Source organism: Pseudoalteromonas atlantica (assembly GCA_007988745.1).
GTDB classification, from domain to species: Bacteria; Pseudomonadota; Gammaproteobacteria; order Enterobacterales; family Alteromonadaceae; genus Pseudoalteromonas; species Pseudoalteromonas atlantica.
Genome location: BJUT01000083.1, coordinates 1 through 10,974 on the forward strand (window position 1 = coordinate 1; position 10,974 = coordinate 10,974).

Genomic DNA, 10,974 nt, shown 5'->3' on the forward strand with positions numbered 1-10,974 from the left:
ACCCGACGCAAAAAAACATCGATTTATAGTGTTCTTATCTCACGAGTTGGATTACCAGCAACAACAGTATCCGCCTCTACATTTTTAGTTACTACAGATCCCGCACCAATAACACTGTTATCCCAAAAGGTATGGGCTTGATCTATTATCAAATTTTTTTAGAAAGTCTTTTAAGTATTTTGCTAATTATCAATTGATAGCAAACCCTATAAACTTGCCCCATCTTGTATTTACATACCTTACCAAAGGGGAGAAGAGCATGTCTCATCAAATTATTAAAGACTTACATAACCGTTACACGGCTAAAAAATACGATACGAGCAAACGTATTTCATCGGCGGATCTTGACGTAATTAAAGAAGCTATTCGCTTGTCTGCTTCTTCAATCAACTCTCAACCTTGGAAGTTTGTATTGGTAGAAAGTGATGAAGCTAAGCAGCGTTTGCACGATACATTTGCTAACAAGCACCAGTTTAATCAATTACACGCTAAAGAAGCGTCGCATACACTGTTATTAGCTTATGATCCTAAGTTTACTAAAGAGAAGTTTGTTAAACGCGTGGATGTTGAAGTGAGCTCTGGTCACTTACCAGCGCAAATGCGTGAAAGCTTTATGGGTGCCTACGCTTTTGCTGAAATGAATACGGATGAAAATGGCTACAATGGCAGCTGGACTAAAGCACAAGTTTACCTAGCACTGGGTAACATTATGCATACACTGGCACGTTTAAATATTGCATCTACGCCTATGGAAGGTGTTGACCCAGAGTTAATCGGTGAGAAGTTTAGCGAAGAGCTTGATGGTCATATTTGTGAAGTGGCACTTGCAATGGGTTACCCAGTTGAAGAAGAAGATTGGAACTTTGGCAAACCTAAAGCGCGTTTACCAGTTGAAGATATTATAGCTACTGTATAACGTGTTGCTATAAGCTAATTAGCCGAGAACCTTCTCGGCTTTTTTTATTTTTAGAATAAACCATATGCTTGTGTTTCTTCGTCTTCCTGTTGTGCTAAATGATCAGGTCTAAATATTGCGCTAGGGTCTATTAAAACACTGTGTTTTTCGGCTAACTTTATTAGTCCTCGCATCATGCCTTTGGTTTGCGGGTCTATATCAAAGCCTACTTCGGTTAATTTATCGAGTGGCTTAATGTCTTCTTTTTTATAATCTATATTGTCCTCTACTTTATCTACTAGTAATCCGATATGCGGGTTGAGCCCATCTTTAGTAGTAAAAACAATAATAGGTTTATAATCGAGTGTTATTTGCTCTTTTGCCGCATCAAACAGTCGTTGTAATTGCATAAAGCTGTTGCGCTTTATACTCGCTAAATATTTACTGGCTTGTTTATAGTCTTGCTCGTTATGAGCACTAACTGCGCGATCTGTTGCTGTTACTAGCGCTTGAAAAGGCTCATCAAGTTTTTCTATGATAGTTTTTAGGTCACTGTTGTCAGTTTTAAACTCTTTATAAAATACGGCGATGTTGTGCAGCTGAGTTTTATCGTTTGTTATTACGTGGCTCTGTTGCGCGATGCTTTTTTCAAATTGGCTAAACCAATCATTAAGCGAGGCTTGCCAGGTTCTTAGCTCATTAAGTGCTTTTTTATTACTTTGCTCTGTAGAGCTGCCATTTAAAATAACACCTAGGTCGAACACCGGCGTGGGGGTTTCCATGTAGTCTTTTACACCAATAAAGCTCTTATTGTTATTTGGCAATGTAGTGAGGTTATTATCAAACCGCTCGGTGAGTAAAATATCGAGAATTTTAAGTGAAATGGTTTTACAGCCCACTTGAAAGTTTATGAATTCCATACCTTTATCTTTAATTGCCTTGTAATGCTTTAAGGATAGAACAAAATAGATAAATAGCTTAAAGGTTGTGTGGTTTTTTAATTAGTGACTTAACTGCGAGTTTAAATTGTTGCTCTAATGCTTTTTTTCCACTTAAGCAATGTTGCTTGATTAGCTGCTCATTACTGTGGTTTTGTAATACCATTTGTATCAGCAAGTGGCGATCTTCACTTTTAGTTGCCATTAGGCAAGATGGGGAGTGGTTAAATAAATACCATAGTTTTGGCGTGGTATTAAAGCGATTTATTGTACTAATTGCAGTGTTTATAGGTGGGCTGGGCACGCTAGATTCATCGATAAATTTACTTATTAGCTCACTGACTAACTCACTGTCGAGTTGGCTAAAGTGCGTTAATAAGCCATAAAACAAATCACTTTTAAATTGCTGAGCTAAGGTATGTAAGCCCTGCGTGGATGTGTTTAATGCTTTAATAACGAGGGCTGAGTGCTCACCCGTGCTTTTATCTCGCTGATAACCTAGCTTTACAGCACTAAAGCCCTGAGATTGCCAAAAACGTAAAAGCCCTGCTGTAGCCCCAAAACTTGCACCTATATAACTACAGGTGGGTGTTAGCTGATGCTGGCAATGCGCTAGCAATGCTTTACCCACGCCTTGTTGCTGCAGGTTAGGTGCAACAGCTATACGAATAACGCGTGCGCTTTGCTTTGTTAAATAGCTTGGCTGTGCGCTTAATTGCGCGAGCGATTGTGCCATTAAATGCCCTTGTGGGCGGCGCTCACCACTGATTACTTGCTTAGCTAGCTCTGCATCCATACCGCCTTCAACTGTTATTAAACACACACCCATAACATGCATGTCGCATCTACTAATAAACAGCCTTTGCGCTGGGGCATCAAGTAATTGGCGTAAATCGTTAACACTGCTCTGGTAATGGGCAAGTGCTAGCAACGCAACTATTTGCTGCAGTAAAGGCTCATTGTCAACGAGTTGCTGTTGAGTGACCTCAATATGCTCAATGTTATTTAAAGCGGGTTGGTATTCGTTATATTGTGCATCTAAAGCAAAGAGTGTGCGTACATGTTGCTCAAGAGGGTCGCCCTTGGCAAAGCGCAAAGGCTCTTCTAAGTTTACAATTTTTGCCGCTTTGTAATTTGCTTTAATATGTTGCGTAAAGCGAATGGTATAGCCTCGGCCATTACCCTCGTAACCTACCAAGGTGCTTGCAAAGACTATACGCGGGTAGTGCTTTAACATGGCTAATAGTAGGGGTACAGGGATTGCTGCGGCTTCATCGACCAGTAATAAATCACATGGCGGCAACTGATTAAGCAGTGCATCGGGCGCCATGTATTGTAAATTAGCTAAATGTTTTTGCTGAGCCTTGTATTCCACCTGTAAGGTTTTAGCTAAATGCTTAAAACAGCTATGGGTGGCTCTAAATTGTGTTGCGCATACAATGATTTTTTTATCATGTAATGCTGCGGCTGCAAGACCTAGCGCGGCTGATTTTCCTCGCCCTCTGTCGGCATTAATAATTAAAGGCCTGTTCGCACGCCCTGTGGCCACCTTAATTATTTGCTCAACGCACTGTTGCTGCGCCTGATACTCAATTTTATTTGTTACATTGCTTTTGAGCGGCGGCTGTTTAAAGACAGTGTGTTCATCAAAGTGTATGGCAGGTAGCGTTTGTAAAAGGCGAGAAAAACGTAAATTAAAATAGCTTTGCTGATTACTACACCCATAAGACTGCACGCTTTGCAGCGCAGGGTCTTGCCATGAGGCTAAACGTTGTAAATCAGGCAGTAATAAAAATAAAAGCCCGCCGGCTTTTACGGTGCCGGCTAATGCAGCGAGTTTATCGGGGTAAATGCCACTAAAGCCATCATAAACGGCATGAGGAAACTCTTGCCCAAGTAGTTGATGAGTATGCTCAGGCCAACTGGCATTGGCAAGGCTGCTTGAAAGTAACTTTACATCATCCGAACGGGTTAACGCGCTTAATAGCTCATAGCACCACGTAGGCTGGCCTGTAATAAGCACTAACTGACGATGCTTTGCGCCAGTTAGTTGCTGCGTTAATTGCTCAACACTGCGCTTATACAGCTTGAAGTCGTGCATATGCGGTTACTAACCATTTGCTGCCAAGGTCGTCAAAGTTTACTTGCACACGCGATTGCGCGCCGCTGCCTTCGTAATTAAGTACAGTGCCAATACCAAATTTAGCGTGCAGTACACGTTGGCCTAAGTTAAAACCACTTTCTTCAAATACAGCATGGCTTACTGATGCGCTAAAACGTCCTGCAGCAGGCGGTCGTGATACCTGTGTTTTAATACGAATTTCTTCTACGCAATCTTCGGGTATTTCGCGTAAAAATCGCGATGGGCTATGGTACTTTTCTTGGCCGTATAAACGACGGCTTTCAGCATGGCTTATGTAAAGTTTGTCCATGGCACGGGTCATGCCCACGTAACAAAGGCGGCGTTCTTCTTCTAAGCGCCCTGACTCTTCATTACTTTGCTGCGATGGGAACATGCCTTCTTCAACGCCCACCATAAACACAAGTGGAAACTCTAAGCCCTTAGCAGAGTGAAGAGTCATCATTTGCACCGCGTCTTCGTGTTCATCGGCTTGGCCTTCACCAGACTCAAGTGAGGTGTAGGCTAAAAAGCCTTGTAGTGGTGAGCTAAACTCTTCTTCTTCGGGGAGTTCATACTGATCGCAGGCACTGATAAGCTCTTCTAAGTTTTCTACGCGAGCTCGGCCTTTTTCACCTTTTTCAGCTTGGTACATAGCCATAAGGCCAGAGGTTTGAATAGCGTATTTGGCTTGCTCTTGCAGTGTAAGGTCACTAATTTTGTCTTCTATGTGCTCAACCAGCTCTACAAATTTAGATACTGCACCTGCCGCGCGGCCAGATAAATGCTGTTGTTCAACAATAGCTTTAGCTGCGTACCAAAGAGGCAGAGACTCAGCACGTGCACAATCACGTATATGACTTAATGTTTTATCGCCAATACCGCGCGCAGGGGTGTTAATTACACGCTCAAATGCGGCGTCATCTTGGCGGTTTCCTACCAATCGTAAGTACGATAGCGCATCTTTAATTTCTTGACGTTCGAAGAATCGCATACCACCGTAAATACGGTATTTTAAGCCTTCTTGAAGCATGGCTTCCTCGAGTACACGAGATTGCGCGTTACTACGGTATAAAATAGCGGCGTCTTGCAACGCATTACCAGCATTTAACCAGCTGCGTAGCTTGCTGCTTACAAAGCGGGCTTCGTCTAGCTCGTTAAAGGCGGCATAAATTGATATAGGCTCGCCTTCGTTACCATCGGTCCAAAGGCTTTTACCCATGCGCTCTGAATTATTTTTAATTAGCGCATTAGATGCTTTTAGAATGGTCGCGGTTGAGCGGTAGTTTTGCTCAAGACGAATGGTTTCGGCGTCAAAATCAGTTAAAAAGCGTTTAATGTTTTCTATTTTAGCGCCACGCCAACCGTAAATACTCTGGTCATCGTCGCCTACAATCATAATGCTTTGTGTATCACCAGCAAGTAGCTTTAACCATGCGTATTGAATGGTATTGGTATCTTGGAACTCGTCTACCAGCATGTGGGCAAAGCGCTGCTGGTAATGGCGAAGTAGCGTAGGGTTATTTTTAAGTACTTCGTAGCTACGTAGCAGTATTTCTGCAAAATCGACTAAACCTGCACGGTCACACGCCTCTTGATAGGCAGCATATACACGTAGCATCATTTGCTCGTTTATATCGTAGGCTTGAATATCTTTAGGGCGCAGGGCTTCATCTTTTTTAGCGCTGATGTACCAGCCAAATTGTTTGGCGGGCCATTTTTTGTCATCAATATTCATTGATTTTAATAAGCGCTTGATCATTCTAAGTTGATCGTCAGAGTCTAAAATTTGAAAGGCTTCTGGCAGGTTTGCTTCACGGTGATGAGCGCGCAAAATACGGTGTGATAAACCATGGAATGTACCAATCCACATGCCACCGACAGGGGCTTTTAGGGTTTCTTCAACACGGGTGCGCATTTCTTTAGCGGCTTTATTAGTAAAAGTAACTGCAAAAATACTATAGGCTGATGCTTGCTCAACCTGCATTAACCACGCGATACGATGAACTAAAACACGTGTTTTACCCGAACCAGCACCTGCTAATACCAGCATGTTTTGTAGTGGGGTTGCAACGGCATCGCGTTGTTTGTCATTTAAGCCATCGAGTAATTCAGAAACGTCCATCGTTACGCCTTTTCAATCAATAATGAGGGCAGTATAACAGGTGTTTTTGTTAGGCTAAATAAAATACTGTTTTTATGAACAGCTATTCTAAAAATACTTGTAAAACTAATCGCTTAGTCGCTTTTTTGTACTCTTAAGTAACGATAATTAATAATAAAAATAATCAAATTGACCTATATTTAGTAAAAAATACTAAAGCAGTTATTTAGTAGTAATTTAACTATTTGATTTTTAAGCTTTAATAAATTGGCATAAAGTGTGATAGTAAGTAAATAACTAAAACTTAAAATTAATTAACTACAGAGGTGAGTATGGCTGATCAAGGTTCTGGCGGTAATGTTATTGCAGCGTTGTGTAATATATTTTTTCCTGGTTTAGGGCAATTGGTACAAGGGCGAATTTTAGCCGCTATCTTTTTTGCGCTAGCTATTATAATTAGTTACGCACTTATTTATGTATTAGTAGGCTTCGTACTCGTACCTATTATTTATTTATGGTCGATTATAGATGCTGCACGTTTTAGATCGCGAAGTTAGCTTTTATGTCACCTATTTAATAGCGCCCATTGGCGCTATTTTGCGTTTTAGGGTCGGTGTTTAAGGCTATTTATGGGTATAATTAGTGCATTAGCGTTTTAAAAGTAAAAATTATGGAATATCAATTTATACGTGACCCTATTAGTGGGCTGCGCATTAAAATAAGCAGCGAGCATGCCCTAATTGGCCGCTGGTTAAACGAAGAAATTGGCAAAGAAAAAGTCGCGATGGTACAAGCACTTATTAGCTCGGTAAAAACAAGTTACGAGCCAATAACGTTAAAAGGCCAAGAGATAGACTTAATACTCTCTAAAGACGAAGCCTTATTTGAAGCCCATGCTCTACACCAAGACAGCGAAGATTTAGTCGCCTATCAAGATGATGACTTAATGCTTGAAGAAAATGGCCTAGTGAGTGGTTGTGGCTTTGAAGATTTTATAGATTTAATAGAGTCGTGGGCTGAGTTTAGTGGCTCGCGTTAAATGTTTAAAAGGCCAATCTAGTTGGCCTTTTTTGTAATATCAATTGTGTTAAGTTATTAGGCATTTATAGCGCTCTATTTAGCACCCTAGAATGGTTAAATATTTAAGTCGATTGGTATAACTACAGATTATTGATTTTCTATTGATTTAACGCCAGCTAATAATAGCTCCTCTGTTAAACGTACTTTGTAATTAGGGTTTGCGTATTGAAAATACACAACGCCGTTTTTATCAATTACAAATACAGCCGGTACAGGTAAGGCAACGTTTACCTTGCCTTGGGCATCAACAAAGTTAACACCGCGCTTATTGCGATAGGTAGCGGCTGTTTTATCATCTAAAAAATAAGCTAAACCTAAGGCTTTTGCTAGGGTTAGGCTATCATCTGAAAGCAGTAAATAATTTGGCGAGCTTATTTTACTTTGGGCTAGTTTTTCCGGGCTATCTGGCGATACTGCAATAATTTGCGCGTTTAAATTAGCGAGTTGCTGCTCAATTTCTTGTATATTAGCCAGTTGCTTTGAGCAATAAGGACACCAACCTCCGCGGTAAATAATAAGCACCGTTGTTTTTTCAGCAAAGCGCTTTTGTAACTCTACATTATTACCATGTTGATCTTTGAGCGTTATATTAGGCACGCTTAAGCCAGGTAATAATGGTGATACTTGCTCAGGGGCTGCAGCAATTCCTTCTGTACTTGCTTGCGCATTCGTTACTAAAAAAGCAGCCATTGCAATAGTCGCCAAGGTGTGCAGTAACACTTTACTCATCATTATTTCCTGCCCTGTTTTTATGTGCTGTTTATAATAGATCAAAAATGCACTTTTTATTATTTGCCTGTATCATAAGCGTAATTTAAAAGCTCAAGTGGAAACGATATGTCAGCCAACTTAAATAAGCTAGTAGTAATGCTAGAAATGCAAAATGCCATGAACACTAAAGTTCATGATCAATGGTTTAGCCAAGGCTTTGAGTGGTACAGAGCCATTTGGGTAGAGTGTGCAGAAATGCTAGATCATTACGGTTGGAAGTGGTGGAAAAAACAAACCCCAGACACCGAGCAAGTCATTCTAGAATTGGTTGATATATTTCATTTTGGTTTGTCGTTAAGAATTGACGGAACAACCTCTTACGAAGAGTTAGCTAAGCAGCTAGAACAAGAACTTAGCGCACCACAGGCCGCAGATGACTTTAAACAAACTCTTGAAATATTAGCAGCTTCAGCAGTTGCAAATAAAACCTTTAACGCGGCCGCGTTTGCAGGGTGTATGGCGCAAATAGGGATGGATATTGACGATTTATACCGCGGTTACGTAGGTAAAAACACGTTAAACTTTTTCCGCCAAGATCATGGCTACAAAGATGGCAGCTACATCAAAGTATGGAATGGCCAAGAAGATAACGAGCATTTAGTCGAAGTCGTTAAAAGCCTTGATACCGAACATGCCGACTTTGCAAAGTTAGTATATCAAGGCCTAGTGGCGCGTTACCCGCAACAATAATCTAGCTGCTAGATTATGTTTCTGTAGTCGGTTACGTTTAAGTAATCGGCTATTACATTATGTGGTTGCTGGCTATCTGGGTTGGCCACCGCAAGTAAATGTTCAATGCCGTATTCTCGGGCAGCATTTAAAACTGGCACACTATCATCAACAAACAAAGTGCGCTGCTTATTAAACCCTAAGTCTTTTTGTACTTGATGCCATAAACTTTGCTGCTCTTTACTCACTCCGTATTGATGAGTAGACACCACGCCATCTAAATAATTATCTATCGCGGTATGTTCAAATTTAAGCATGACGTTTTCTGGGTGGGCGTTAGTTAAAAGAATTAGCTCTTTACCTGCTTTTTTTAACTCTGTTAAAAAGTGGGGCACATCTTCGCGTACTTTTATTAAGTGCTGGGTTTGGCGTTTTAATTCCATTATCGGTAAATTGAGTTGCTCTTGCCAATAATCTAAGCAATACCACTGTATTTGACCACTTACCGCTTGATAGCGTTTGTGCATATCGGCTTTTGCTTCATCAAGGGTAATATTGCGAGTGAGCGCAAGTTGCTCTGGTACAACGTTAAGCCAAAAGCGACTATCGAAATGTAAATCGAGTAATGTTCCGTCCATATCGAGTAAAACGGTATCGATTTTTGACCAATTTAGCATGGGCTTTTCCTTGTGAAAAGTTTATGATTAAGCACAACTGCCATGATAGCAAAATAACGCCAATGACACAGAAAAAGCACCCAACTCCGCCTCAAATTATTAGTAACAATGTAGTTGCTAAAAGCCGTTTATTTACTGTTGAATCGTTAGAGCTTAAGTTTTCTAATGACGAAGAGCGCCAGTATGAGCGCATACGTGGCGGTGGCCGCGGGGCTGTAATGATTGTACCAATAACTGCAGATAACGAAATGCTACTGGTACGTGAGTATTGCGCGGGCACAAACGACTACCAATTAGGCTTTCCTAAAGGCTTGATAGACCCAGGCGAAACACCACAGCAAGCTGCAAACAGAGAGCTTAAAGAAGAAGTGGGTTTTGGTGCTGAATTTTTTGAGCCGCTAAAAGTAGTATCAATGGCGCCAAGTTACTTTAACGCGACCATGCATATTTTATTTGCTAAGCAACTATATCCGCAAACGTTAGAAGGTGATGAGCCCGAACCTTTAGTGGTTGTTAAGTGGCCATTAACAGATTGGCAGTCATTATTAGAGCAAGACGATTTTACCGAAGCTCGCAGTGTTGCCGCTTTGCTATTATTAAATAAGTATTTAGCGTCTGGAGCTGCAAATGAATAAATTACTAGAGCCTTGTATTGAACTTGCACAAAGTGCAGGCGATGCCATTATGGCTATTTATAAAAAAGACGATATTGGCCAGCAAGAAAAGTCAGACTCTACGCCTGTTACAAAAGCAGACTTAGCGTCTAACGATGTGCTTGTTGCTGGTTTAAAAGCGCTTGCGCCCGACATCCCTATCATGTCGGAAGAAACGCCTATTCCGGCACTTGCCCAAAGAAAGAACTGGCAACGCTATTGGTTATTAGATCCGATGGATGGCACTGGCGAGTTTATTTTAGAAAGTGGTGACTTTGCCGTTAATATTGCACTTATTGAAAATAATCACCCCGTTTTAGGTGTGATTCATTGGCCAGCAAAAGGGATCACTTACTTTGCTACTGCTAATCAGGGTGCATTTAAACGAGAAAATGGTAGCGACACAAAAATGTCGGTAGCAACACCCGATAACCTAACGTTGGCAGTAAGTCGTAGACAAAAAATTGAAGCGGTCAGTCAGTATTTAAATACGCAGTTTGCCACTATTGCAGTAGGCTCGTGCTCGCTAAAAGCATGTATAGTTGCCGAGGGCAAAGCCGACTGCTTTTTACGAATTGGTCCTACAGGCGAGTGGGATACCGGCGCGTCACAAGTTATTGTAGAAGAAGCGGGTGGGTGTATAACCGATGCAGAATTTAATCCGCTTACTTATAACCAGCGTGAGAGCACTGAAAATCCTGACTTTATTGTAATGGGACACCCAGATTGGGAGTTTCAAAAAATGATAAGCCCACATCAGAGATAGCTATTTATAGTGCTTGTTGATTGCTTTTTGTTCGGTTGAACACAATTAACTAGTTAAAGCCTTGCAATATAAGTTTATTCCTATATTATAGCGCTCTCTTCGAAACAGGCTCGTTATTAACACGAAACTATTTCAAAGAAATTACAGGCGCGGGATGGAGCAGCCTGGTAGCTCGTCGGGCTCATAACCCGAAGGTCGTCGGTTCAAATCCGGCTCCCGCAACCAATTTTTTTAAAAGCTTGGTTACTGTAAACTCTAACTTAAGAGATTAAATTAAGTAGTCGATAGACTTAAAATATACA

The 10,974-nt window shown here is 41.1% G+C and carries 11 protein-coding genes, 1 tRNA gene and 1 pseudogene; 7 read left to right on the top strand and 6 right to left on the bottom strand.

The features are described 5' to 3' along the window. Positions 1 to 23: 23 nt before the first annotated feature. Positions 24 to 122: pseudogene (locus PAT01_RS20290) on the bottom strand (sugar O-acetyltransferase); the annotation flags it as partial. 137 nt (positions 123 to 259) lie between these two features. Here PAT01_RS20290 and PAT01_RS19175 point away from each other — a divergent pair. After that, positions 260 to 916, top strand: a complete 657-nt coding sequence (locus PAT01_RS19175; protein WP_055255136.1) for an NAD(P)H-dependent oxidoreductase — start codon at positions 260 to 262, stop codon at positions 914 to 916. A 50-nt stretch (positions 917 to 966) separates the two neighbouring features. Here the strand turns inward: PAT01_RS19175 and PAT01_RS19180 are convergent, their stop codons facing one another. Genes PAT01_RS19180 through uvrD form a run of 3 tightly spaced genes read right to left on the bottom strand, consistent with a single transcriptional unit; the run spans position 967 to position 6,077 of the window. After that, positions 967 to 1,815, bottom strand: a complete 849-nt coding sequence (locus tag PAT01_RS19180) for a chemotaxis protein (protein ID WP_138579407.1) — start codon at positions 1,813 to 1,815, stop codon at positions 967 to 969. A 58-nt stretch (positions 1,816 to 1,873) separates the two neighbouring features. Further along, positions 1,874 to 3,934 (bottom strand): GNAT family N-acetyltransferase, encoded by a 2,061-nt coding sequence (locus PAT01_RS19185; protein ID WP_154946011.1) that lies wholly within the window; start codon positions 3,932 to 3,934, stop codon positions 1,874 to 1,876. Next, on the bottom strand, positions 3,912 to 6,077 hold the full coding sequence (gene uvrD / locus PAT01_RS19190) for a DNA helicase II (protein WP_154946012.1): 2,166 nt from the start codon (positions 6,075 to 6,077) through the stop codon (positions 3,912 to 3,914). Before uvrD ends, PAT01_RS19185 begins: the two co-directional genes overlap by 23 nt. Before the next feature lie 311 nt (positions 6,078 to 6,388). On the opposite strand from uvrD, the gene PAT01_RS19195 reads away from it, so the two are divergent. Both PAT01_RS19195 and PAT01_RS19200 read left to right on the top strand, forming a co-directional pair. Further along, positions 6,389 to 6,613 carry a hypothetical protein gene (locus PAT01_RS19195; RefSeq protein WP_004588664.1) on the top strand — a complete coding sequence of 75 codons (225 nt, stop codon included), beginning with the start codon at positions 6,389 to 6,391 and terminating at the stop codon, positions 6,611 to 6,613. Positions 6,614 to 6,726: 113 nt separating this feature from the next. Continuing rightward, positions 6,727 to 7,095, top strand: a complete 369-nt coding sequence (locus tag PAT01_RS19200) for a YacL family protein (protein ID WP_054983969.1) — start codon at positions 6,727 to 6,729, stop codon at positions 7,093 to 7,095. Positions 7,096 to 7,223: 128 nt separating this feature from the next. Here PAT01_RS19200 and PAT01_RS19205 read toward each other — a convergent pair whose 3' ends face one another. Next, complete coding sequence (locus PAT01_RS19205; RefSeq protein WP_404821063.1) at positions 7,224 to 7,868, bottom strand: peroxiredoxin-like family protein; 645 nt, start codon at positions 7,866 to 7,868, stop codon at positions 7,224 to 7,226. Between the two features lie 105 nt (positions 7,869 to 7,973). On the opposite strand from PAT01_RS19205, the gene PAT01_RS19210 reads away from it, so the two are divergent. Further along, positions 7,974 to 8,597: a dUTP diphosphatase gene (locus tag PAT01_RS19210; RefSeq protein WP_004588667.1), complete on the top strand. Its 624-nt coding sequence runs from the start codon at positions 7,974 to 7,976 to the stop codon at positions 8,595 to 8,597. Positions 8,598 to 8,605: 8 nt separating this feature from the next. On the opposite strand, the gene yrfG is transcribed toward PAT01_RS19210, so the two are convergent. Then, positions 8,606 to 9,253, bottom strand: coding sequence for a GMP/IMP nucleotidase (gene yrfG, locus PAT01_RS19215; protein WP_154946013.1), 648 nt, complete (start codon positions 9,251 to 9,253; stop codon positions 8,606 to 8,608). A 62-nt stretch (positions 9,254 to 9,315) separates the two neighbouring features. On the opposite strand from yrfG, the gene nudE reads away from it, so the two are divergent. From nudE to PAT01_RS19230, 3 genes are all read left to right on the top strand, one after another. After that, positions 9,316 to 9,888: an ADP compounds hydrolase NudE gene (gene nudE, locus PAT01_RS19220; RefSeq protein WP_029772216.1), complete on the top strand. Its 573-nt coding sequence runs from the start codon at positions 9,316 to 9,318 to the stop codon at positions 9,886 to 9,888. Next, the gene (cysQ, locus tag PAT01_RS19225; RefSeq protein ID WP_004588670.1) at positions 9,881 to 10,672 is read left to right on the top strand and encodes a 3'(2'),5'-bisphosphate nucleotidase CysQ; all 792 of its coding nucleotides are present in this window, start codon (positions 9,881 to 9,883) and stop codon (positions 10,670 to 10,672) included. The genes nudE and cysQ overlap by 8 nt, the downstream gene beginning before the upstream one ends. Before the next feature lie 148 nt (positions 10,673 to 10,820). Then, positions 10,821 to 10,897: transfer RNA gene (locus tag PAT01_RS19230), tRNA-Met, on the top strand. Positions 10,898 to 10,974 lie beyond the last annotated feature (77 nt).

Excerpts from the sequence above, each read along its gene's own strand:
- PAT01_RS19175 (WP_055255136.1), top strand. The coding sequence starts at position 260 with ATGTCTCATCAAATTATTAAAGACTTACATAACCGTTACACGGCTAAA.
- PAT01_RS19180 (WP_138579407.1), bottom strand. The coding sequence starts at position 1,815 with ATGGAATTCATAAACTTTCAAGTGGGCTGTAAAACCATTTCACTTAAA.
- PAT01_RS19185 (WP_154946011.1), bottom strand. The coding sequence starts at position 3,934 with ATGCACGACTTCAAGCTGTATAAGCGCAGTGTTGAGCAATTAACGCAG.
- uvrD (WP_154946012.1), bottom strand. The coding sequence starts at position 6,077 with ATGGACGTTTCTGAATTACTCGATGGCTTAAATGACAAACAACGCGAT.
- PAT01_RS19195 (WP_004588664.1), top strand. The coding sequence starts at position 6,389 with ATGGCTGATCAAGGTTCTGGCGGTAATGTTATTGCAGCGTTGTGTAAT.
- PAT01_RS19200 (WP_054983969.1), top strand. The coding sequence starts at position 6,727 with ATGGAATATCAATTTATACGTGACCCTATTAGTGGGCTGCGCATTAAA.
- PAT01_RS19205 (WP_404821063.1), bottom strand. The coding sequence starts at position 7,868 with ATGATGAGTAAAGTGTTACTGCACACCTTGGCGACTATTGCAATGGCT.
- PAT01_RS19210 (WP_004588667.1), top strand. The coding sequence starts at position 7,974 with ATGTCAGCCAACTTAAATAAGCTAGTAGTAATGCTAGAAATGCAAAAT.
- yrfG (WP_154946013.1), bottom strand. The coding sequence starts at position 9,253 with ATGCTAAATTGGTCAAAAATCGATACCGTTTTACTCGATATGGACGGA.
- nudE (WP_029772216.1), top strand. The coding sequence starts at position 9,316 with ATGACACAGAAAAAGCACCCAACTCCGCCTCAAATTATTAGTAACAAT.
- cysQ (WP_004588670.1), top strand. The coding sequence starts at position 9,881 with ATGAATAAATTACTAGAGCCTTGTATTGAACTTGCACAAAGTGCAGGC.